Annotated in this window: 21 protein-coding genes; 13 read left to right on the plus strand and 8 right to left on the minus strand. The window is 36.6% G+C overall.

Annotated features, from left to right (window positions below):
* Window positions 1-207 precede the first annotated feature (207 nt).
* From JNG87_RS06460 to JNG87_RS06470, 3 genes are all read right to left on the minus strand, one after another.
* Complete coding sequence (locus tag JNG87_RS06460) at window positions 208-1,803, minus strand: 2-oxo acid dehydrogenase subunit E2 (RefSeq protein ID WP_202842605.1); 1,596 nt, start codon at window positions 1,801-1,803, stop codon at window positions 208-210.
* Window positions 1,804-1,887: 84 nt separating this feature from the next.
* Entirely contained in the window at window positions 1,888-2,889 is a 1,002-nt protein-coding gene (gene pdhA, locus JNG87_RS06465; protein WP_202842607.1) for a pyruvate dehydrogenase (acetyl-transferring) E1 component subunit alpha, read from the minus strand.
* Between the two features lie 317 nt (window positions 2,890-3,206).
* Window positions 3,207-3,560, minus strand: a complete 354-nt coding sequence (locus JNG87_RS06470) for an NIPSNAP family protein (RefSeq protein ID WP_202844242.1) — start codon at window positions 3,558-3,560, stop codon at window positions 3,207-3,209.
* Window positions 3,561-3,837: 277 nt separating this feature from the next.
* Between JNG87_RS06470 and JNG87_RS06475 the strand changes: the two genes are divergently transcribed.
* Genes JNG87_RS06475 through JNG87_RS06485 form a run of 3 tightly spaced genes read left to right on the plus strand, consistent with a single transcriptional unit; the run spans window position 3,838 to window position 6,749 of the window.
* Window positions 3,838-4,440 carry a phosphatase PAP2 family protein gene (locus JNG87_RS06475; RefSeq protein WP_202842609.1) on the plus strand — a complete coding sequence of 201 codons (603 nt, stop codon included), beginning with the start codon at window positions 3,838-3,840 and terminating at the stop codon, window positions 4,438-4,440.
* 8 nt (window positions 4,441-4,448) lie between these two features.
* Entirely contained in the window at window positions 4,449-4,940 is a 492-nt protein-coding gene (locus JNG87_RS06480; RefSeq protein ID WP_202842611.1) for a BlaI/MecI/CopY family transcriptional regulator, read from the plus strand.
* A gap of 24 nt (window positions 4,941-4,964) precedes the next feature.
* Entirely contained in the window at window positions 4,965-6,749 is a 1,785-nt protein-coding gene (locus tag JNG87_RS06485; protein WP_202842612.1) for a DUF4153 domain-containing protein, read from the plus strand.
* A 62-nt stretch (window positions 6,750-6,811) separates the two neighbouring features.
* On the opposite strand, the gene JNG87_RS06490 is transcribed toward JNG87_RS06485, so the two are convergent.
* Window positions 6,812-7,048, minus strand: a complete 237-nt coding sequence (locus JNG87_RS06490; protein ID WP_110008683.1) for a hypothetical protein — start codon at window positions 7,046-7,048, stop codon at window positions 6,812-6,814.
* An 86-nt stretch (window positions 7,049-7,134) separates the two neighbouring features.
* Window positions 7,135-7,485, minus strand: coding sequence for an RNA recognition motif domain-containing protein (locus JNG87_RS06495; protein ID WP_034696719.1), 351 nt, complete (start codon window positions 7,483-7,485; stop codon window positions 7,135-7,137).
* 346 nt (window positions 7,486-7,831) lie between these two features.
* Here JNG87_RS06495 and JNG87_RS06500 point away from each other — a divergent pair, with 346 nt between their 5' ends.
* From JNG87_RS06500 to JNG87_RS06540, 9 genes are all read left to right on the plus strand, one after another.
* A complete protein-coding gene (locus JNG87_RS06500; RefSeq protein WP_202842614.1) occupies window positions 7,832-8,245 on the plus strand; it encodes a DUF6157 family protein in 414 nt (137 codons plus the stop codon).
* Between the two features lie 97 nt (window positions 8,246-8,342).
* The gene (locus JNG87_RS06505) at window positions 8,343-8,738 is read left to right on the plus strand and encodes an acyl-CoA thioesterase (protein WP_137903989.1); all 396 of its coding nucleotides are present in this window, start codon (window positions 8,343-8,345) and stop codon (window positions 8,736-8,738) included.
* The gene (locus JNG87_RS06510) at window positions 8,735-9,295 is read left to right on the plus strand and encodes a helix-turn-helix domain-containing protein (protein WP_137903988.1); all 561 of its coding nucleotides are present in this window, start codon (window positions 8,735-8,737) and stop codon (window positions 9,293-9,295) included. The genes JNG87_RS06505 and JNG87_RS06510 overlap by 4 nt, the downstream gene beginning before the upstream one ends.
* 238 nt (window positions 9,296-9,533) lie before the next feature.
* Entirely contained in the window at window positions 9,534-12,404 is a 2,871-nt protein-coding gene (locus JNG87_RS06515) for a heavy metal translocating P-type ATPase (RefSeq protein WP_202842616.1), read from the plus strand.
* Window positions 12,405-12,408: 4 nt separating this feature from the next.
* A complete protein-coding gene (locus JNG87_RS06520; protein WP_202842618.1) occupies window positions 12,409-13,137 on the plus strand; it encodes a DUF72 domain-containing protein in 729 nt (242 codons plus the stop codon).
* Window positions 13,138-13,432: 295 nt separating this feature from the next.
* A complete protein-coding gene (locus tag JNG87_RS06525) occupies window positions 13,433-14,299 on the plus strand; it encodes a polysaccharide deacetylase family protein (protein WP_202842623.1) in 867 nt (288 codons plus the stop codon).
* 64 nt (window positions 14,300-14,363) lie between these two features.
* Window positions 14,364-15,023 carry a YggS family pyridoxal phosphate-dependent enzyme gene (locus JNG87_RS06530; RefSeq protein WP_202842629.1) on the plus strand — a complete coding sequence of 220 codons (660 nt, stop codon included), beginning with the start codon at window positions 14,364-14,366 and terminating at the stop codon, window positions 15,021-15,023.
* Window positions 15,024-15,079: 56 nt separating this feature from the next.
* Window positions 15,080-16,264 (plus strand): sigma-54-dependent transcriptional regulator, encoded by a 1,185-nt coding sequence (locus tag JNG87_RS06535; protein WP_110008675.1) that lies wholly within the window; start codon window positions 15,080-15,082, stop codon window positions 16,262-16,264.
* Window positions 16,265-16,364: 100 nt separating this feature from the next.
* Entirely contained in the window at window positions 16,365-17,726 is a 1,362-nt protein-coding gene (locus JNG87_RS06540) for an MATE family efflux transporter (RefSeq protein WP_110008674.1), read from the plus strand.
* 166 nt (window positions 17,727-17,892) lie between these two features.
* Here JNG87_RS06540 and JNG87_RS06545 read toward each other — a convergent pair whose 3' ends face one another.
* Complete coding sequence (locus tag JNG87_RS06545) at window positions 17,893-18,396, minus strand: GNAT family N-acetyltransferase (protein WP_202842631.1); 504 nt, start codon at window positions 18,394-18,396, stop codon at window positions 17,893-17,895.
* Between the two features lie 345 nt (window positions 18,397-18,741).
* Window positions 18,742-19,305, minus strand: coding sequence for a Crp/Fnr family transcriptional regulator (locus JNG87_RS06550; RefSeq protein ID WP_202842633.1), 564 nt, complete (start codon window positions 19,303-19,305; stop codon window positions 18,742-18,744).
* Window positions 19,306-19,381: 76 nt separating this feature from the next.
* Here JNG87_RS06550 and JNG87_RS06555 point away from each other — a divergent pair, with 76 nt between their 5' ends.
* Window positions 19,382-20,077, plus strand: a complete 696-nt coding sequence (locus tag JNG87_RS06555; RefSeq protein ID WP_202842635.1) for an HAD family hydrolase — start codon at window positions 19,382-19,384, stop codon at window positions 20,075-20,077.
* A 123-nt stretch (window positions 20,078-20,200) separates the two neighbouring features.
* Here JNG87_RS06555 and JNG87_RS06560 read toward each other — a convergent pair whose 3' ends face one another.
* Window positions 20,201-22,603, minus strand: coding sequence for an alpha/beta hydrolase family protein (locus JNG87_RS06560; RefSeq protein ID WP_202842637.1), 2,403 nt, complete (start codon window positions 22,601-22,603; stop codon window positions 20,201-20,203).
* Window positions 22,604-22,680 lie beyond the last annotated feature (77 nt).

A 22,680-nucleotide genomic window follows, 5' to 3' on the forward strand; every position in this document is an offset into this window, starting at 1 on the left:
TTTGAATGTTTAGATTCCGGCAATCTACTTATACAGTTCTTTTCTATTAATTTTTTAAATTATTACAGTCTTATTTTTTATAAAAATATTTGTACCAGAAGCTTTTTCTAAACCTATAAGGTTTGTCATTCATCATCATTTCCATTTACCCAAAAAAACAAAAAAACCTCCCAGTCCGGGAGGTTTCAATATTTTCAATTCAGAAAATTACAGTAACAATGTTAATGGACTTTCTAAATAGGTTCTTAAAGTTTGTAAGAACTGAGCACCCGTAGCACCGTCTACCACTCTGTGGTCACAAGCCAATGAAAGTTTCATGGTGTTTCCAACTACGATCTGACCATCTTTAACGATAGGCTTCTCGATAATCGCTCCTACTGAAAGGATAGCAGAGTTTGGCTGATTGATGATACTTGTAAATGTTTCAATTCCGAACATTCCTAAGTTAGAAATAGAGAATGTAGATCCTTCCATTTCATTAGCCTTAAGACCTTTACTCTTAGCTCTTGATGCCATATCTTTTACAGCTGCGGAAATCTGGGTATACGTCATCTGATCTGTATTTTTCAATACAGGAACTACCAATCCGTCCGGAATAGCTACTGCTACACCAATATTGATATTTCCTCTGTGGATGATCTTATCACCAGCCCAGCTTGAATTTACCTGAGGGTGTTTTCTTAAAGCAATTGCAGTGGCTTTAATGATCATATCATTGAAAGAGATCTTGGTATCCGGTAAAGAATTGATTTCTTTTCTGGCCTCAATTGCCTTATCCATATTGATCTCAACCATCAGATAGTAGTGAGGGGCAGTGAATTTACTTTCAGAAAGACGTTTTGCAATAATATTTCTTACCTGAGAGTTTGGAGTTTCTGTATCTTCACCCTGTACAAAGCTTACTGCGACAGGAGCAGCGCTTGCTGCAGGAGCTGAAGCAGCTTGTTTTACAGCTGGCTGATAGTTTTCAATATCTTTTTTAACGATTCTTCCGTTTTCACCAGATCCCTGAACACTGCTGATATCAACTCCTTTATCCTGAGCCATTTTCTTAGCCAGTGGAGAAATTGCCACTCTGTCAGAAGATGAAGAATTGGCAGCCGGAGCAGCTTTTTCTTCTGGTTTAGCTTCTGTTTTTTGTTCAGCTGGTTTTTCAGTTGACTGACCCGCAGCTTTTGGAGCCCCTACAGCGGAAACATCTGTTCCTGCAGGGCCAATGATTGCTAATACGGAATCAACCGGAGCAGCACCTCCTTCTTCTACACCTTGCTTCAATAGTACTCCATTGAATTCAGATTCGAAATCCTGTACCGCTTTATCTGTTTCGATCTCAGCAAGAAGATCTCCTTCTTTTACTGTATCACCTACATTTTTGTGCCATTTAGCCACCTTACCTTCTGTCATTGTATCAGAAAGTCTCGGCATTGTAATAATTTCAACTCCTGCCGGAACTTCTGCAGCAGCAGGCGCAGCAGTTTCTGCTTTAGGCTGTTCTTCTGATTTTTTTTCTTCAGTTGCAGCAGCGGGAGCAGCAGCCCCACCTGTCAATCCTGAAATATCTTCTCCTTCATTCCCGATAATAGCTAAAACAGAGTCTACAGCAGCAGCAGATCCTTCTTCTACACCTACGTATAAAAGAGTACCTTCTATTTCAGATTCGAAATCCTGAACTGCTTTATCAGTTTCAATTTCAGCTAAAATATCTCCTTCTTTTACTTTATCTCCTACTTTTTTATGCCATTTGGCCACCTTACCTTCCGTCATTGTGTCGGACAGGCGGGGCATCGTAATTACTTCTGCCATAATCTATATTGATTTGAGATTCGAGATTTGAGATTTGAGATTTCAGAAATTTCAAACTTCAAATTTCAAATTAATTTTTATTTTTTAGTTTTCTAATTTGTCTAGGAATGGATAGTCTTCCTGAGCATATACATACTCATAGATTTTTTCTGCATCAGGATACGGAGAGTTTTCCATAAATTCGATACACTCTTCAACAAAGTCTCTGGACTTGTTATCGATAGCTTCCAATTCTGTTTCTGTAGCCCATCCGCTTTCTAAAATTCTATGTTTTATCAATTCGATCGGGTCATCATTTTTATGAAGAGCTACTTCTTCTTTAGATCTGTATGGCTCAGCATCAGACATTGAGTGTCCTCTGTAACGGTAAGTTCTTGCTTCAATAAATGTAGGTCCGTCTCCTCTTCTTGCTCTTTCAATAGCTTCGTAAGCAGCTTCTGCTACTTTCTCAGGATCCATTGCATCTACAGCAAGGCAAGGCATTTCGTATCCTAAACCTAATTTATAGATATCTTCGTGGTTGGCAGTTCTTTTTACAGAAGTTCCCATTGCATATTGGTTGTTTTCCACAACAAATACTACCGGAAGTTTCCAGTTCATTGCCATATTGAAAGTTTCATGTAAAGAACCTTGTCTTGCAGCACCATCTCCAAAGAAACAGATGTTTACAGCTTTTCTGTCGAAATATTTATCAGCAAAAGCAATACCTGCACCTAAAGGAATTTGTCCTCCAACGATACCATGTCCTCCGTAAAAACGGTGTTCTTTACTGAAAATGTGCATAGATCCACCCATACCTCCGGATGTCCCTGTAGCTTTACCACAAAGTTCTGCCATGATTCTTTTAGGATCCACACCCATCGCCATTGGATGAATGTGACATCTGTAAGCAGTAATCATACTGTCCTTTGTCAGATCCATTGCATGTGTAAACCCGGCAGGGATAGCTTCCTGACCGTTATACAAATGTAAAAATCCTCTGATCTTTTGTTTTAGGTAAAGAGAACGGCATTTGTCTTCAAACCTTCTCCACATTGTCATATCTTCATACCACTTCAGGTATACCTCTTTAGAAAATTCTTTCATGTGTTAGCTCTTGCTTTTTTATGATGAAATAGTTGAGCAAAATTATGAAAAAAACTTTGTTTTTATTCTATACATAGATAACTTTTCGATTTTTCTGTAAAATCTACTTGCAGGCCGGACGGATTATTCTTAATTTTCGAGCCTTTGAAACTCTCATAAAGCAACCTTTTATTAATCATTTTCTTATCATGACAGCTAAGCAATCAGCCTGTTAATGTGGCTTTTCCGAAATTACAATCAAGATAAAAATACAGGGAAATGATTATGCTTCACTCTCCATTTCCTTCCCCTTTAATTATCGTTAATATATCTTTTGGTTATTTCAATAGCTTTTTTTTCGGAGAAAAACCGGTAAGTTTGAGCGTTCTGTCTTCAATTTCATTAACAAAATTGCCATATTGGCTGGCTGTTCTTGCTTTAATTTCCTTCCATTCCTGATCTGCCAAAAATCCTTCCCAGGCCGTTTTCATAGTGGCTTCATCTTTCCATTCAAGCAGATAAACAAATTCTGTTTTATCTTTAAATTCCGACTCCCAGATAGACACAATGGTAAACCCATATTTTTTCATTATTCTCAGAGCATGATCTCTGAAACGGTCCAGAAAAACCTGCTTGTTCTCTTTGGGAATTTCATAAATTCTTAATTGATGTACAGGTGGCGGCGAAGAAATATTTTTCCGTGAAAACCTTTTGTCCGAAAGTAAAAAATCCTAAGATAACCAATACGAATGTGAATAGGTGCTTCATGATAGTGATGATTAAACTGATCAATTAAAAATAAAACATTTCCTGCAAAATTTAATATTAATCTAAAAAAGTAAAAAAAAGGTTATCGCATCAAAACCTATTAATAATGAATTATTTTCTCAATTTATCCATCAACTTCAGACGGCTTCTTCCCCTTGTTTTTTGAGGTTATAATAGTATATTTGGTTTTTAAACTTGATTATGGAAGAAAAGCAGTCTTCATTATTACACAAAATTTCAAAAGTCATTTCTGATTTTTTTAATCCTTTGGTCTCTCTGATCATTTTCTTTACCTACATGAGCATCAGGGAATATTCTCTTAAGGATTCTATGCTGTATTTTCTGCCTGTATTATTAATGATCATTATTCCGGTTGTTGTATGGCTGGTATGGAATGTGAAAACGGGAAGATATACCAATATGGATGTCTCCAATCGTGTTCAAAGGAAAACCCTGTATATATTTATTGCAGTCTGCGTGATCATTTATCTTCTTTTCAATTATATTAAAAACGGATATATTGATCTTGTCATGCTATTTATTCTGGTGCTGCTTTTCGCCCTTCAGATCAGTAATCTTTTTATCAAAAGCTCGATGCATACAGCATTCAATATATTTGTAGCAGCATTATTTTTCTCACTCGACTGGAAAATGGGTCTTGCGTGGCTGGGAATTGCTGTTTTGGTCGGAATTACCCGTATCATTTTAAAAAGACATACCGTAAAAGAAGTATTTATGGGGGCTGGAATAGCTTTTTTGGTATCTTTTATCTATCTTTATTGCAATATTCAATTTCAACATTAGAATACTCTATGAAAATAAATCATCTTACTGCCGCAGAAGAAAACTTTATGAAGCTGTTTTGGAAAATGGAATCTTTCTATCTGAAGGACGTTATGGAGCAGCATCCGGAACCGAAACCACACCAGAATACGGTTTCCACTTATTTGAAAATATTAGTTGAAAAAGGCTATCTGTCTACTGTAAAAGAAGGAAGAATCTTCAAATACAGCGTGCTTGTTCCTTTAGAAGAGTATAAAAAATTCCTGTTAAAAGAGCTTTCGCATAACTTTTTTAATCATTCAGGGAAAGAAATTCTAGAGCTTTTATTAAGTGAAAAATTAATTTCCCAGGAAGATATGAAAGGCTATTTTGATCTTAAAATCGAAATAAAGCCGGCAAAAATTGAAGAACCTAAGTTCGAAGTAGCTGAAGAAATCCTGAATCCCAAAAAAGAAAAGAAAACCAAAGGAAAGGAAAAAGAGAAAGACAAGGACAAAAAGAAGAAAAAGAAAAAAGATTAATTTAAATTCAAAAAACACCAAATCATGAAAACAAAATTCCAGGAAACTCTAAGCCGGGCCAATGAAGCCATTTTCCGATATCCAATGGTTTTGGTAATGGCTTTATTAGCTTCTGCCGGTGCCATATGTATTGCGGAAACAGATCGCTTTGAAATCACTTCTTATATCAAATTTACCATATGTGCCTGTTTGGGAATTTCCCTGATGTTTGCATTAAAAATGCTGTCACAAAGAATCGGAAAAGAATTATTATTGCACGTATCCGGCGTTATCTTTCTCATCGGTTTTTATTGTATTCTCCCTGACAGAAAGGAAAGTTTTACAGAAGTGCATGCTTATCTTATTGCTGTTACCGCTCTTCTTTCCCATTTACTCGTATCATTTATTCCGTTTCTGGAGAGAGACAGAGAGCTCAGGTTCTGGCAGTACAACAAAAATCTTTTTATCAATATCTTTCTTACTGCCGTATTTACAGGAGTTTTGACTGGTGGCGTTGAATTGGCAATTCTGGCCATTGATAAACTTTTTGATTTTAACTTTCATGACAGAATTTACAGAGATACTTTCTTTGTTCTCGCTATTTTCGGGAGCAGTTTTATTTTCCTTTTATTTAATGATAAAGGCTTAAACAACCTTGAAAAAGATGGTACCTATCCCGTCGTTCTGAAGTTTTTCACTCAGTTTATTTTAATTCCTTTACTCCTGATCTATGTAACGATCCTTTATTTCTATTCTGTTAAAATAGTCATCAACTGGCAGCTTCCGAGAGGCTGGGTTTCTTATCTTGTTTTAGCGTACAGCATTGTGGGTATCCTTGCATTACTTCTTGTACATCCTCTGAAGCAGGAAAACGCAAAATCCTGGGTCAGGATATTCTCAAAAGTATTCTATTATACAATACTACCTTTGATTGCTCTGCTTTTCACTGCAATTTTCACCAGAATTTTAGAATATGGCTATACAGAACCAAGGTACTTTGTTCTCCTGCTTGCTTTATGGCTGTCAAGCATAGTTGTCTACTTTATTTTCAACAAAAAAGCCACCATAAAATTCATTCCTGTCAGCTTATTTTTATTTGGTGTTTTTGCATTGATTTTCCCTTACCTTAATGCTTTTAGCGTGGCTAAAAGAAGTCAGAAAACGGAATTAATGAATATCTTAAAACAACATCAGCTGATCAGTGCCGGCAAGATTAATTTCCAGAAAAAGGTTACAGATACAATCCGTACTGAAATTGCCAATAAATTTGAATTTCTGGCTGAAAGAAAACAAGAGGCATTCCTATCGGGTTTACTGAATGAAAAAGATCAGGCTGAATTGTCAGAAAATATTGAAAAAGGTTCCTTTTACAGTATCAATTACAGCATTCAGAATAAGTTTTCAGATGTGAATGTCACTGTAAAAAACAGGGCGTACGAAATGAACAGACTCGTTCTTGTTCGTGAAGAAAAGGCTGTAGGAATCGGGAATTATCAATATTTAATTTCTTTCCATCGGTATAGCAGAGATCCACAACAACTGAATAATGACCAGTTTGAGCTTACAGACCAACTGACAGAAAAATCCTCATTGAAACTCAGTTTAAATGATCAGGAAGAAGTAGATTTCGGACCACAGATCATTAAACTATTTGAGGAAAATAAAAACAAAACAGGAAACGTAAAACTTCCTGAAATTGCGATGGAATCTGACTTAGGCAAGTATCACGTTAAACTTATCTTCAATGAGATTACAAAGGAAAAATACTCTGAAAATGACACTGCCGATATTTATTACGAAAACGTTTACATTCTTATAAAATTAAAATAACGTTCCAATAAAAAAGAGACTACCTTCTGGATAGTCTCTTTTATTTATCTGAGTTGTATAATTTATCTGTTCGTTCCGGAACTCCAAAGCGGAGAGTTTCTTCCGTAGATCACAAGATTTCCGTCATCCTGAACGGACAACTTGTTTGCTCCTTTACCACCTGTATTTGAACTGAAGGCAACGCCATTTCCACGGGTATACACTACCAGATTACCATCTTCCTTGAAAATTGCTCTTACTCCTCTGCTGGTTGTCTTTGCTTCCCATACAGGAACACCGGATTTGTTATAAAATACCACAACATTTCACCCCAAAATTATAATTAAATGATTTACTGGAAATAAAATTTCCATAAAAAAAGCGGCTTAAAAGCCGCTTTATATTTTTACCAACGATTTCCGCCTCCGCCACGGTTGTTACCATAGCCTCCGCCTCTATTGTTGTTGTTACCATAACCTCCACCTCTGTTGTTATCGAAGCTTCTTCTTGGTTTTTCTTCTCTTGGTTTAGCTTCAGATACGTTTAGAGTTTTTCCGTTGAATTCTTTTTGGTTAAGAGCTTCAATAGCTTGCTTTCCTTCTTCATCACCCATCTCTACGAAACCGAAACCTCTGGAACGACCAGTTTCTCTGTCTGTAACGATTTTAGCTGATGATACATCTCCAAATTCTGCGAATAGATCGTGCAACTCATACTCTTTAGTTGCGTAATTGATGTTTGAAACAAAAATGTTCATTTTAAATAAATTAAAAAATTAATAAAAATTTGGTATATAAAAGAAAAACAACATAAATTAATGAACAAATATTGATTCCAAATATAAACGTATGCAAGATACAATTAAAAATTTCAAATCAAAGCTTTTTTTACATATTTCTCACATTATGTTGAGTACAAGCTATCAAAAAGTATATAAAAACAATTTAAATAACTGAAAATCAAACAATTAAATACTGTATTATCATTTAGTTAATTTATTTAACATTTGACGTAAAAAACAACCTTTATCCAACTTAATCCCGCATTTATATTGACGCACTTATTTTCATTTTAAATTCGAAAAAACATCAAATCATCAACATATGAAACAGCATACCACCAATTACACAGATACTCTTATTGAAATTGCTGAAGACTGTCCGGTTTCCCAGGCACAGATTCCTCCGGAAAAGAAAACAAAGACACTCGCCAACCTTCAATATGAGAAGCTGATAAAACAGCCTTATCAATACTCGTCCGATGATCTTATTTTTGAATGTTATGCAATTAAAAATGATCTATCAGAAAGCGAAAAACAAAGTGAAAGAGAAAAATTCTTTTCCAAAGGCCAGCCCTGCCTCCGGTGCTCTCCTCTTGCAAAAAAATACGGATTCGGATTTCATCACAATTCCGAAGGAAAAGTTGCCCTGATTCCTGTGGAGAGTGAAGAATATCAGATATTGCTAAATGACCGTTCTGTAGCAAAAACAAAAGCCATGCGTTCCAAAAAAAAATGATTGAGAAAATGAATGATTCTTTTCAGTTCAATGAATACTATTCTTTTGAAAAGATCAGCTTTTAACACTAAATTTGTACTTCAAATTATTAAAAGATATGAACTACCATACCAGAAAATGGGTGAAGCCCGAAGATTTAAACCCCAACCATTCACTTTTCGGAGGAAGACTTCTTCAATGGATTGACGAAGAAGCGGCATTGTATGCTATTATCCAATTGGAAAACACAAAAGTAGTAACCAAATTTATCTCTGAAATCAACTTCGTGAGCTCCGCCAAACAGGGAGATATTATAGAAATAGGAATTGAAGCTACTCATTTCGGTTCTTCTTCTATTACTTTGAGATGTGATGTGAGAAACAAAATGACTCATCAGACGATTATTACTGTAGAAAGAATTGTTATGGTCAACCTTGATGCGGAAGGTAATCCTGCTCCTCATGGCAAGACCCAGATTGAATTCGTAAAAGACAGGTTAAACAAAAGCTTATGAAAATATTCATAAAGAATATGGTCTGCAACAGATGTATTGCAGCGGTAGAAAATATTTTCCGTAATGCAGATGTAAGGATAAGCAATATCTTATTAGGTGAAGTAGAAACAGAGAATGAAATTTCACCTGAAAAAATCCAGATTATTGAAAAGGAATTGCTTGACACAGGTTTTGAAAGGATCATGGATTCTGCACATCAGACCGTAGAAAAAATCAAAAACCTCATTATTGTAAAAATAAGCGACCTTGATATCCCGGAAGACTTTCTGCTTTCAGAATTTTTAAGTTCAAAATTTCACAAGGATTACAGCGCTCTTTCAAAAACATTTTCGCAAAACGAAAATATCACATTAGAGCAGTTCTTCATTCTTCAGAAAATTGAAAAAGTAAAAGAACTTCTTTTGTACAATGAATTCAATCTTACCGAAATTGCAGGAAAACTAGGCTACAAAAGTGTTCAGCATCTTTCTTCCCAATTCCGCAATATAACCGGATTTACTCCCACAGAGTTCAAAAAACTTAAGGAACACCATCGCAAGGCTCTTGACAATCTTTAATACGTTTGAGTGTTTGAGGAGTGAAGGAATTAAGTATCCCTATCACACTTACAAACTCTCAAACGCTCAAATCCTACAACTCTACAACTCTACAACTCTACAACTCTACAACTCTCAAACTCTCTTACTCTTATACTCTCAAACTCACCCACTCCACCTAATTTTATAACTATTATCCTTAAATTTATAACAACCTTAGTTTTCCATTTTGGAAATTTGTAGTATAAATTTAAGAATCATGGAACAACAGTATAAAATACTCGGAATGACCTGTTCCGGCTGCCAGAAAAAGATATCCAACCAACTAAACAGTGTTGATGGTGTTAAAGCCGATGTAAATCTGGAAACCCATACCGCCACCATCACTTCTGATCATGGAGTGAAACTTTCAGTTTTGAATAACGCTTTGGCAGAGATAGGAAAATACAGACTTGAAGATCCTGATAATCCTGAGAAAACTTTTATAAAACCTCAGGACCGTGTATCTCCGTCTTCAGTATACTATTGTCCGATGGAATGTGAAGGCGATAAAGTTTATTTCAAGCAGGGCGAAAGATGTCCTGTCTGCAAAATGTATCTGGTTCCTATTGAAGAAAAGCTGGCTAAGGATCCTAATCATAAACCAACCTATTCATCAACCAACCTTCCTGAAAACTTTAAAGACAGCATAGGAAAATACTATTGTCCGATGTTTTGCGAAGGGGATAAAGTATACGATGAGAAAGGCAGCTGCCCTGTTTGTCATATGGATTTGGAGCCTATCACTGAAGAACTTGTACAAAATGTAAGCTCACATCAGCATCACGCTCATTCGCATACTGCTCACAACCATCACGATCACCATCACAGCCATCATCACGAAGCACCAAAAGTGACTGATGAAATGGCCGGCAGATATTACTGTCCGATGTACTGTGAAGGCGACAAAACCTACGATTCCAATGTAGGATGTCCCGTTTGTGGAATGGACCTTGTAAAATATCCTGAAAAGAAAACTGCAAAATACACCTGTCCTATGCATCCGGAAATCATCCGTAACGAACCGGGAGACTGCCCGATCTGTGGAATGGATCTCGTGAGAATGCCAGACAGCGGTGATAACGAGGAAGATGAAACCTATACCATATTAAAGAGAAAATTCATTACCTCACTGATATTTACGATTCCGGTTTTCATTCTTTCTATGGGAGGAATGCTGATCAATTTCCCTTTTTCTCATCAGGTTCAGGGATTTATTGAGCTTGCTTTAACGCTTCCGGTCATGTTTTATTCAGGATGGTTTCTGTTGAAAAGAGGCTGGGTTTCCTTCAAAACATGGAACCTCAATATGTTCAGTCTTATTGCTCTGGGAGTTGCTGCTGCATTTATTTTCAGTATTGTTGCTCTGATATTTCCAGACATTATTCCACATGAAATTCGTGGACACAATCATGAAATCCCATTGTATTTTGAGGCAGTCTGTGTGATTTTAACCCTTGTTATTTTAGGTCAGCTGATGGAAGCAGCAGCTCATAAAAAAACAGGAAATGCCATCAAAGAATTAATGAACCTTTCACCTGATGAAGCCAATCTTATGGTAAATGGTGAGGAAAAGAAAGTTTTGCTCTCTCAGGTAAAAATAGGTGATTTATTAAAAGTAAAACCGGGTGAAAAAATTCCCGTAGACGGAAAAATCATTGAAGGAAATTCTATCGTAGATGAAAGTATGATTACCGGAGAGCCTGTTCCCGTTGAAAAAAATGTAGACGATAAAGTATCTTCCGGAACCATCAACGGTAATCAGGTATTCATTATGAAGGCAGAAAAGGTAGGTGATGAAACACTGCTTTCCCAGATCATTAAAATGGTGAATGAAGCCAGCCGCAGCAAAGCTCCTATCCAGAAGCTTACCGATAAAGTTTCTAAAGTATTTGTTCCTGTAGTCATTCTTATTGCTGTGCTTACTTTTATTCTGTGGCAGTTTTTCGGTCCGGAAGGGAAAAGAACCTTATTTGCTTTTGTGAATGCTGTTGCAGTTCTTATTGTGGCTTGTCCCTGTGCCCTTGGGCTGGCAACTCCAATGTCTTTAATGGTTGGAATCGGAAAAGGTGCTAAAAATGGAATTCTGATCAAAAATGCAGAAGCTCTTGAACAGATGAATAAAGTAAATGTTCTGATTACCGATAAAACAGGAACTTTAACAGAAGGAAAACCTTCAGTAGAACATATTGAAACGGTAAACGGAGATGAAAATCACATTTTAAAACTGGCTTTTTCTCTGAACCAGAATTCTGAACACCCGCTTTCCAATGCCATCATAAAAAGAGCAAAAGAAGAGAATGTAAGTGCTGAAAAAGTAGATCAATTTGAAAACATATCCGGAAAAGGAGTCAAAGGAAATATCAATGGCAAGACCGCTTATCTTGGAAATGAAAGTCTATTGACCTCGCATCAGATTATGATTCCGGAGAGCTTAAAACAGAAAGCAGTAGAAGTTCAGTCTAAAGCCCATACTATTTCTTATATCGCACAGGAACAACAGGTGCTGGGATTCGTAAGCTTTACGGATAAAATCAAAGAAAGCTCTAAGAAAGCCGTAAAACAGCTGATGAGCGAAGGAATAGACGTCATCATGATGACCGGAGACAATGAACATACCGCCAAAGCTGTTGCAGATGAGTTAGGAATCAAACATTTCAAAGCCAACTGTCTTCCTGAAGACAAGCTGAATGAGGTAAAAAAACTACAGCAGCAGGGCAAAATTGTAGCGATGACGGGAGACGGAATCAACGACTCTCCTGCTCTTGCACAGTCTGATGTGGGCATTGCCATGGGAACAGGAACAGATGTTGCCATTGAAAGTGCTGAAATTACTTTATTAAAAGGCGATATCCTAGGTGTTGCAAAAGCTAAATTACTGAGTGAAAAGCTTCTCAAAAACATTAAGGAAAATCTGTTCTTCGCATTCATCTATAATGTACTGGGCGTTCCGGTTGCGGCAGGATTATTGTATCCATTCTTTGGAATTCTTTTATCACCAATGATTGCAGCTGCTGCGATGAGCTTCAGTTCCCTGTCTGTGATACTGAATTCATTGAGATTAAACTCCGTGGATCTGGATATAAAATAATAACATGACAAAAGAAAATCTTTACATAGGGTGCTCGGGATTTTATAATAATGACTGGAAAGGGTCTTTATATCCTGAAAATGCCCCAAGTAAAGATTTTCTTTCTTTATACTCAAAAACGTACAATGCCGTAGAAATCAATTCTACTTTTTATAGGAAGCCAACCTCAAAAACACTGTTAAAGTGGCATGATGAAACACCCGAGGGATTCAGATTTTTCATTAAAATTCCAAAGGCCATTACGCATCAAAACCTGTTTGAAAATTCCAAAGACGAGATTGCTGTATTCTGTGACCACATTCAGGACAGTCTGAAAGATAAACTTTCCGGATTTCTGTATCAGCTTCCTCCTTCCTTTAAAAATACGGCAGAGAATACAGAGCGGATTATCAACAGTATTGATCCCCGATTTCTGAACGTCATTGAATTCCGGCACAGCTCATGGTGGCAAGAAGAAATATTCGATCTTTTAAAACAACACGATATTGTCTTCTCAGGCGTAAGTTTTCCAGGCAATCTTCCTGAAGACCTTATTATTAATCATCCGGAAATACTGTATTACAGGCTTCATGGAAAACCTGTTCTTTACAAATCAGAATATAGTAAAGATTTCATGGATGCATTAGCTGAAAAGATTAAAAATGCCTCTCAAACCTCTTTTATTTTCTTTAATAATACCTGGGGAACGGCAGCTATTAAAAATTCGCTGTATCTAAAACATATTTTGGAATAACACTCCGGCAGAATAATTTGATTTTGTTAAAATAAAATAATTCCCTTTCAATTGAAGAATATTGAAATCTTAACAAACATAGAAAAATACTATCGTTTTCATATTTATAAATGTTAAATTTTAAAGAAAAGAAAATCATAAATTTACAACTTGTCAGGTAATGGAAATTTCCCTTAAAATAAAGTTCTTAAAATAAACTTAAAAAGAAAAAACACTGTACAGCTTGGCATATAATTTGTTAATTTTCAACTGTTATTTTTAACGATTTTTAACAATTTAAAATTCCATTATTTTTATGAGAAAAATTTTTGCGGGAAAGTCAAAAAATATGACTTTTCTTGGGATGGTTGCATTGATGAGTGCAACTTCAGCATTACTGAACAGCTGTAATTTCAAAAACGAAGTGAATAATGACCCCGTCGTCAGTTCACAGGAACATCCTTCCGCAGAAATAGTCCCCGATAATAATGAAGAAGAAGTAGACCCTGATAAAAGAGTGATTTATCTTACCTTTGATGACGGCCCCAACCAGGGAACCGAAAATCTTTTAAAAATCCTTGACAAAAGAAACGTTTGCGCAACTGCCTTTCTGGTTGGTAAACATGCTTATGGAAGTAAAAGACAAAAAGATGATTTTCAGCTTTTGAAGCAAAATCCTCTTATAGAACTGGCCAATCACAGTTTCACGCATGCTCATAACAAATACACTGATTTTTATAAAAATGCTGACGCTGTAGTTCATGATTTTGATATCGCCAAAGACAGTCTGAAGCTTACTGATAAAATAGCAAGAACTCCGGGAAGAAATATCTGGAGACTCAACAATATTAACGTAACAGATATCAAAAGCTCAACAGCAGCTGCAGACGGCCTTAAAAAAGCCGGCTATAAAGTAATCGGTTGGGATCTTGAATGGAGACCTTCACAAAAAATGACTTTAAAAGGAAGTCATGAAGCCATGATCAAGAAAGTAGACAGTATTTTCTTAAATGATCTTGAGAAGACATCAAGACACCTTGTATTCCTTACCCACGACCAGTATCTTAGAGATGCAGACTCTATCAATGAACTGGATATGTTTATTGAGAAACTGCAGAAGAGCAACAAGTTTGTGTTCAGAAAAATATCTCAATATCCTAAAATCAATGAGGTTTTGAATTAATAAACCCTGCAAACCTGATATCACTAAGCTTTGAACATTCAGAGAATTTTCGGACATTTGTATTATGAGTATTAAAGAGAACTACAACACTATAAAAAACCAGCTGCCATCCACTGTGCAGCTGGTTGCCGTTTCTAAAACCCATCCGGTTTCTGCAGTACAGGAAGTCTATGATCTCGGACAGAAGGTTTTTGGAGAAAACAAGGTTCAGGAACTGATGGAAAAAGCTCCTCTCCTTCCTCAGGATATCCAATGGCACCTGATCGGACACTTACAGACCAACAAAGTAAAGTACATTGCTCCTTTCATAGATACCATACAAAGTGTGGATTCTGAAAGATTATTAACAGAAATCAATAAAGAAGCAGAAAAAAATAACAGAATCATCAAAGTCCTTCTGCAGGTAAAAATTGCAGCTGAGGATAGCAAGTTCGGGCTTGAAATTTCTGAAGCAAAAGATCTTTTCCAGCAATACATTGAGGGTAAATTTCCGCATGTTGAAATTACCGGCCTCATGGGAATGGCCACATTCACCGATGAGGAGCAGCAGGTTAGAAATGAGTTTTTAACCCTAAAGAAGCTTTTTGATGAATTAAATCAATCAAAAACATTAAATACCCTATCAATGGGAATGAGTGATGATTTCCCGATAGCGATCGAGTGTGGGGCCAACTCTGTGAGGGTCGGATCTGCCATTTTCGGGAGAAGAGACTACTCCAAATAGAATATTTAGGTACAGTTTTTGCTAATAATTGAAACAAAAAATTTAAATTTGCAACTATGCAAAAAATCCTTATAGTAGAAGACGAAAAAGCAATCTCGGGAGTACTTCACAGTATTCTTTCGGATGAACTCACCGATTATGAATTTGTTATTGCCGAAGATGGCCTTGAAGGTTACAAACAGGTGGAAAAAGAAGATTTCGCATTGGTGATTTCTGATATCAAGATGCCTAAGCTTTCAGGAACCGAGCTTTTGAAACAAAGTCTTGCCTTAAAACCGGAAACTACTTTTATCATGATCTCAGGCCACGCAGACATCGATTCTGCTGTTTCCTGCCTGAAAGAGGGTGCATATGATTTTATTTCCAAGCCCATTGACATCAACAGACTTATTACAAGTGTGAAAAATGCATTGGTAAAAGAAACCCTGAAGAAAGAAAACAAAAACCTTCAGACAGAAAATAAAACCTTAAAGAAAAAAGTAAGTAAAAAATACCAGATGATCGGTACCTCTCCTGCTCTTCAAAAGATTCAGGATATGATTGAAAAGGTAGCTGCTTCTGATGCCAGAGTTCTGATCACCGGGCCTAACGGTGCAGGAAAGGAATTGGTGGCTCATGCGATCCACAATCAAAGTGAGCGTGCAAGAGGTCCTATGGTAGAGGTAAACTGTGCTGCGATTCCGTCTGAACTTATTGAGTCTGAACTTTTCGGACACGTAAAAGGATCTTTTACAGGTGCTATTAAAGATAAGCAGGGAAAATTTGAACAGGCTAATGGTGGAACCATTTTCCTTGATGAGATTGGAGATATGAGCCTTATTGCTCAGGCTAAGGTATTAAGAGCACTTCAGGAAAGCAAAGTTTCTCCTGTGGGAAGTGATAAAGAAATTAAAGTTGACGTAAGAGTAATTGCGGCAACCAATAAAAATATGCAGAAAGAAATTGAGGAAGGAAAATTCAGAGAAGACCTTTATCACAGACTTTCTGTTATTGAAATCTATGTTCCGCCATTGGATGAAAGAAAAGAAGATATCAAATTATTGGTTGAGCACTTTTCAGGAATGATTGCTGATGAGCATGGTACTGCTGCGAAAAAGTTTGACGATAAAGCTATTGATGCTTTAAAAGCGCTTTCGTGGACTGGAAATATCCGAGAATTAAGGAATGTTGTTGAAAGATTGATTATTCTTGGTGGAAACACTGTTTCCGAAGGTGACGTTGCAAGTTTTGTAAGGAAATAATAAGCTATTATTTACCATATTATAAAAATTTGCAGTGTTACCACTGCAAATTTTTTTTTGACCCTATTTGAATGATAAACTATATGAATCTTAAAATATTATGAACTTTTTAAACAAAAATTATACGAAAGAATGCCTGACTTTGGCTCTGCCTGTGATGCTTACCCAGGTGGGGCAGGTTTCAGTAAACTTATTCGATAATATTATTGTCGGAAAATTGTTGGGTGCCGATGCGCTGGCATCCGTTTCGTTGGGAAATGCTGTATTTTTCTCGATATTTGTACTAGCCCTGGGCTTTTCATTTGCGATTCCTCCATTGGTTTCGGAAGCACATTCCAGAGAGGATCATGCTACGATCAACTCTGTTTTCAGCCACGGTTTTATTATCAATATGTCTGTAGGGATTATCCTGATGGTCATCTTATTGTTGGGAATGCCGCTACTCTATCATTCCGGACAGCCTGCCAAGATCATTCCTGATACGGTAAGCTTCCTGAGCATAATGGTAGTGAGTATGATTCCGTTCATGGCATTTCAGACCCTTCGTGAAGTTTCTGAAGGACTTTCTTATACGATTGGAGTTACCAAAGCAACTATTATTGCCAATATCATCAATATTGCCCTAAACTACGTATTTATCAAAGGACTTTGGGGAATTCCTCCAATGGGAGTTAAAGGATCTGCTTTGGCAACTTTGATTTCCAGAATTTTCATGGTGGTTTTCCTTTATTTTGTATTGCTTAAAGAAAAAAGAACAAGACGTTATATCAAAGATTTTTCTTTAAAAATTCAGAATTTTTCAAAGCAGATGTTTGATAAAATGGTAAAACTGGGATTGCCTACAGCGTTACAGATGTTCTTTGAAGTAACCGCTTTTGCCGGAGCCGCGTTTATCTGTGGATTGATCTCTGCTCATGATATTGCTTCCCATCAGATCGCTTTAAGTATGGCTTCATTTACCTTCAACCTGTGTGTCGGTTTCAGTGTTGCATCTACCGTGATGATTGGCAGAAAACTGGGTGAACAGAACTTTGTTGAATTGAGAAAAGTAGGAATCAACAATCTGAAAATTGCTTTTATTTTCATGTGTATCTGTGGACTGGTATTTATTTTAGGCAGAAACATACTTCCGACTTTCTTTACCAAAAAAGAAGAAGTGGAAGTGATTACACTGGCTGCGAAATTAATGATCATCGCCGCTTTATTCCAGCTTTCTGATGGAATTCAGGTGACAGCTTTGGGAATGCTCAGAGGTTTGCAGGATGTGAAAATTCCTTCTATTTATACCTTTATTGCATACTGGGTGATTACCATTCCTTTGGGATATTTCTTCTGTGTTACTTTAGAAATGGGCGCATTCGGAATGTGGATCGCACTTGGACTGGGATTAACGGTCTCCGCTGTTTTCCTGGTAAAACGATTCCTGAATATGTCTGCAAAAAGAATTAAGCAGAATTCATAAAAACAAAAAAGCTGTTTCAATATTTGAGACAGCTTTTTTTATTCTTTTTACAGCAGAACATGATTGATGCCCTTTCTCACATCTACAGGATTATGTGTATTTTCTAAACACCAATAGCACAAATTAATTAACAAATAGACACAAGGTATTTATTTTCATGTTCTATTTAATCTATCCTCTTTCCTAAAATCTTCAGACTTCTTTCCACACCATCCAGAATGGCTACATTAGGAAGGCTTCCCCAATCTTCAAATCCAAAGTGTCTGAATAACTTCAAACTTGGCTCATTATGAAGGAAAATAAGGGCTACAAGGTTTTTTACTCCAAATTTTCCGGCGTTATCAATACAGTACTGAAGAATGGTTTTTCCGTATCCTTTTCCTCTTGAGGTTTCGTCCAGATAAATACTTACTTCTACCGTACCGTTATATGCTGCCCTTTCATGGAATGAACTGAAACTGACCCAACCAACGGTTTGATTCTGGTCATCTTCAACTACCCAAAGCGGCCTTGTCTGGGGATTGTGCTCTTCAAACCATTTTAACTTGCTTTCCACAGAAACTTCTTCCATATCTGCAGTCACCATTCTTGAGGCAATTGTTGAATTATATATAGCTACGATTTTATTTAAATCTGCCAACTCAGCATTTCTGAATTTTAATTTTTCCATGAATATTAGATTCAACTAATTCTAATACAAAAATACAAAATTTTAAAAACACCCTATAGATTTAATATATTTTATCCAAATTTTAATATTAAAACAGAAAAACCCCTTGTAATAACACCAACACTCGCATCTGTTTTAATATTTTTTTTTGGAATACGCAAAGGCGCAATAAGATTGAAAGCTAGAATATTTTTAAGGCGCAACGATTTTATCTTCGATAAAATTAAATTCTGATCATTTTATTGCTTGAGGATTATGCTGATTAAAATTGCTAGTGAAAAATCTACGCAATCTCTTCATTCTGCGGGAAAAATTACCGTAATTCCATTAGCATATTCAACAAAATTATTTCAAATCTTTTAAAATTCTATTTAAACTTCTTACTGCAATTCCGAGATAGGCTGCCATATCTTCTTTGGAAATTTGAATATTTTGCTTAGACTGTATTTGAAGCAACTGTTTCAAAGTATGTTCTACCGTGTAGAGTTGCTGATAGGATGCTCTGCTGGAAGTATTGATAATTCGCTCTGCAAAAGACTCTAAAAGAAGGTGGTTCAGGGCAAGATCATTTTTAATCAAAGCTTTAAAAAACGGAATCTTTACTGCATATACTGTCACTTCATTGAGGGCTTCAATACTGCACAGACAGTTTATATTTTTGATTAATTCCACTTCCCCGATGATTTCACCGCTTCCCAGAAACTCAACGATGTATTCTTTTCCGTTTTCTTCAGCCAGAAAGCATTTGACAATCCCTTCTTTAATCATCATGACATGAGAAAGCTGATGATCCTGTACCAGTATTTGATCCCCTGTAGAAAAAGATTTTACTAGAATATCGTCACTCGTGTTCTGCTTTTTGTGCAGTTCATCAAGATAGTTTAAAAATGTCTGATTCGTCCTTAACATATTCTCCCGGGACAAATGTCCTTTTCTTATTGAGTTTTTATACTGAATTTTACGGACAGAAAATTACAAAACAAAAATGAATAATCATATTACAACCATTGCTTTTGATGCGGATGATACACTTTGGATCAACGAACCTTATTTTCAGGAAGCAGAAAAAGAATTCTGTGTACTTCTTGAAGATTATCTTCCACAACATTCGGTATCACAGGAATTGTTTAAAACAGAAATGCAGAATCTTCATCTGTACGGTTATGGAGTAAAAGGATTTATGCTTTGTATGGTTGAAACCATATCCAGAATATCCAACAATACAGCCTCATTAGAATTGGTTAACAAAGCTATTCAGCTAGGCCGGGAGCTTCTGCAGAAACCTATTGAATTGTTGGATGGCGTTACAGAAACCCTTGAAAGTTTAAAAGGAAAATACAGGCTGGTTGTTGCTACGAAAGGAGATCTGCTTGATCAGGAACGTAAATTGAAAAACTCCGGTTTACAGGAGTACTTCCACCACATTGAAATCATGAGTGACAAGAAAGAAAATGACTATAAAAAACTGCTGAAACATCTGGACTGCCAGCCTGAAAACTTTCTGATGCTTGGAAATTCCATCAAATCAGATATTTTACCGGTACTGGAAATCGGAGGTTTTGCAGCACATATTCCTTACCATGTCACATGGAGCCATGAACAGCATGATGTTACTTTGGAGCATCCGAATTTTATGGAGCTTACAAGTGTTGATGAGATCCTGAAGCATCTTACCATTTAAACCGTTAAGATTGATTAAGCAGGTAAGATTATTAAGGTGAGCTTCACTGTAAGAAATTTTACGTCCCCATTATATTTTAAGTAAAAAAAGAGACTGTTTGCTATAAACAGTCTCTTTTGTCATTTATTTCTTCAAACACTTTTCAAGGAACTGATCCTGTTCCCATAAAAGGTGTAAGATATTTTCTTTAGCCTGGTATCCGTGTGCTTCTTTTGGAAGAAGAACCATTTTTACCGGAGCACCCAGATTTTTCAATGCCTGGAAGTATCTCTCCGTCTGCAAAGTAAATGTTCCCGGGTTATTATCTGCATCACCGTGAATCAGAAGAAGCGGTGTCTTCATTTTGTCCGCATGCATGAACGGAGACATCGTATTATAGATTTCCGGCACATCCCAATAGTTTCTTTGTTCACTCTGGAATCCGAATGGTGTTAATGTTCTGTTATAAGCACCACTTCTTGCAATTCCACATGCAAAAAGATTAGAATGGGTCAAAAGATTTGCGGTCATGAAGGCACCGTAAGAATGTCCTCCTACAGCCACTTTCTTTTTGTCGATATATCCCAGATGATCCACGGCATCGATAGCAGCCGCAGCATTGGCTACCAATTGCGTAATGAAGGTATCATTAGGCTCTGTTTTTCCTTCACCGATAATCGGGAAAGCGGCATCATCCAGAACAGCATATCCTTTCGTTGTCCAATACACAAAAGATCCGTAATACGGGAATGTAAAGTCATTCGAGTTTTGGGTATTCTGTCCTGCTGTATTTTTATCTTTATATTCAGTTGGATAAGCCCAGATTAGCAACGGAAGCTTCTCTTTTTTTGCTTTTCTGTCGTAATTAGCCGGAAGATAAAGAGTTCCTGTTAAGGTAACACCATCATTTCTCTTGTAGGTAATCACTTCTTTGTAAACGTCTTTGATACTTTCAAAAGGATTGGCAAAATTCGTTACAGCTTCTGCTTTATTAGATTTAATATTCTTTCTGAAGTAATTCGGATAAAGACTTGGTGATTGCTGAGTTGTAAGGACTTCACCCTTTGAGGCATTAAGGATATCAATGATTTCTTCTTTACCGTTTTTTATATTAGACGTGTAGAGTCTTTTCTTTTTCAGTGATTTAACATCCATTTCGTCAATAAATGGGTGCTGGCCGTCTTTGGAAAATCCGTCCCCGATCAGATAGGCTTTTCCACCTTTCATATCGATTACATATCTCCCGTATTGGTTTTTCGTTGTGTTAAATCTTCCCGGATCGCTGTATACATCCTGATAATTTCTGTCATCAAAAACTTTGGATTCTCCGTTGTTAATATCTATCAGGTAAGATTTTGTATTTCGTGTGTCATACCAGCCTTCAGAAACAATTGCATAATGATCATTGGTCCAGACTACATCTTCATATCTCTGTCTGGTTTTAAAGAAGGATTTTGGAGCGGCTGTAAACGGAGCTTCCCAGGTAAATATTTCATCTCTGTAATCTGCTTTTTTAGACTGGTCTCCTCCATCCAAAGCTTCAGCATAGGTAAGTGTAGCAGGAGCATCACTTCTCCATGCCATATCTCTTTTTCCGGTTCTTACAGAAGAAAATCCTTTCGGCATGATTTCATTCAGAGGAACATCATTTACTGTTTTCACAATATTTCCTTTCCTATCGTAGACAACCGTTGTGGATGGGAACCTATTAAGCGGAACGATATAGGAAAAAGGTTTCTTGATCATGGTAGCCATCAGATAGTTTCCGTCCGGAGAAAAACTTAAGCCGGCATACATATCCTGCTCTTTCAGTTTCTTAAGATTTCCTGTAAGATCTACGTTGTAAAGTTCGGAAGCTGTAAGGGTCTCAAAGTTTTTTTCGTCCTGAGGATTCTTCAAAAGATCCTGATACGTTCTGTTCTGGGACACTTTACCGTCTGCTGTTGAAACAATCGGGCCTGTAGGAAGATCTTTAGCGGCATCAATAAGAGCAGCTCTGTTTTGCGGAAGTGTTCTGATCAGGAAGCTTTGAGAGTCATTATACCATACATAAGGCATTCCCAGATTGGCATTCAGATTATCTGCTGTAATTTTTTTAGCAGATGCAGTTTCCATATCCACTACCCAAAGCTCCACTCCTTTAGCGGTTGTATTGGTAAAAGCCAGTTTTTTTTCATCCGGTGAAAATGAAACATAGGCAATTTTTGGATTGGAAGGCAGATTTTTTACCTGAATCTCATTTTTATCATTGATCTTTCTGATCTTCAGATTATTTGAGTAGGTCATGCTGCTTGAAATATTAGTAACCGGGTTGATTCTAAGTCCACCAAGCTTCATTTCACTCTGGCTGAGATCTTCTAATGTTTTATATGTTGGACGATAGGTAAAAACTACCCAGTCTTTTTTGCTGTTCATCAGAACACCTGGAGGTCTGTCATAATCTGCCAGTTTTAAAATCTCAGCAGAAGGCTTTTGATACGTAATATTTTCCTGTGCATCATAAAAATTGAGAAATGCCAGAAGGCAAATAGTCAGTTTTATCTTCATATATATTCATTTTCTACGAATGTAGTGAATTTTAAAAGAATTTAACATTAAAAAGTCACTTATCACATTGCAATTAT

Source organism: Chryseobacterium cucumeris (assembly GCF_016775705.1).
Classification (GTDB): Bacteria; Bacteroidota; Bacteroidia; order Flavobacteriales; family Weeksellaceae; genus Chryseobacterium; species Chryseobacterium cupriresistens.

Bases quoted from the DNA above. Each gene is read 5' to 3' on its own strand.
- JNG87_RS06460 (WP_202842605.1), bottom strand. From the start codon at position 1,803: ATGGCAGAAGTAATTACGATGCCCCGCCTGTCCGACACAATGACGGAA.
- pdhA (WP_202842607.1), bottom strand. From the start codon at position 2,889: ATGAAAGAATTTTCTAAAGAGGTATACCTGAAGTGGTATGAAGATATG.
- JNG87_RS06475 (WP_202842609.1), top strand. From the start codon at position 3,838: ATGGAAGAAAAGCAGTCTTCATTATTACACAAAATTTCAAAAGTCATT.
- JNG87_RS06480 (WP_202842611.1), top strand. From the start codon at position 4,449: ATGAAAATAAATCATCTTACTGCCGCAGAAGAAAACTTTATGAAGCTG.
- JNG87_RS06485 (WP_202842612.1), top strand. From the start codon at position 4,965: ATGAAAACAAAATTCCAGGAAACTCTAAGCCGGGCCAATGAAGCCATT.
- JNG87_RS06495 (WP_034696719.1), bottom strand. From the start codon at position 7,485: ATGAACATTTTTGTTTCAAACATCAATTACGCAACTAAAGAGTATGAG.
- JNG87_RS06500 (WP_202842614.1), top strand. From the start codon at position 7,832: ATGAAACAGCATACCACCAATTACACAGATACTCTTATTGAAATTGCT.
- JNG87_RS06505 (WP_137903989.1), top strand. From the start codon at position 8,343: ATGAACTACCATACCAGAAAATGGGTGAAGCCCGAAGATTTAAACCCC.
- JNG87_RS06510 (WP_137903988.1), top strand. From the start codon at position 8,735: ATGAAAATATTCATAAAGAATATGGTCTGCAACAGATGTATTGCAGCG.
- JNG87_RS06515 (WP_202842616.1), top strand. From the start codon at position 9,534: ATGGAACAACAGTATAAAATACTCGGAATGACCTGTTCCGGCTGCCAG.
- JNG87_RS06520 (WP_202842618.1), top strand. From the start codon at position 12,409: ATGACAAAAGAAAATCTTTACATAGGGTGCTCGGGATTTTATAATAAT.
- JNG87_RS06525 (WP_202842623.1), top strand. From the start codon at position 13,433: ATGAGAAAAATTTTTGCGGGAAAGTCAAAAAATATGACTTTTCTTGGG.
- JNG87_RS06530 (WP_202842629.1), top strand. From the start codon at position 14,364: ATGAGTATTAAAGAGAACTACAACACTATAAAAAACCAGCTGCCATCC.
- JNG87_RS06535 (WP_110008675.1), top strand. From the start codon at position 15,080: ATGCAAAAAATCCTTATAGTAGAAGACGAAAAAGCAATCTCGGGAGTA.
- JNG87_RS06540 (WP_110008674.1), top strand. From the start codon at position 16,365: ATGAACTTTTTAAACAAAAATTATACGAAAGAATGCCTGACTTTGGCT.
- JNG87_RS06545 (WP_202842631.1), bottom strand. From the start codon at position 18,396: ATGGAAAAATTAAAATTCAGAAATGCTGAGTTGGCAGATTTAAATAAA.
- JNG87_RS06550 (WP_202842633.1), bottom strand. From the start codon at position 19,305: ATGTTAAGGACGAATCAGACATTTTTAAACTATCTTGATGAACTGCAC.
- JNG87_RS06555 (WP_202842635.1), top strand. From the start codon at position 19,382: ATGAATAATCATATTACAACCATTGCTTTTGATGCGGATGATACACTT.
- JNG87_RS06560 (WP_202842637.1), bottom strand. From the start codon at position 22,603: ATGAAGATAAAACTGACTATTTGCCTTCTGGCATTTCTCAATTTTTAT.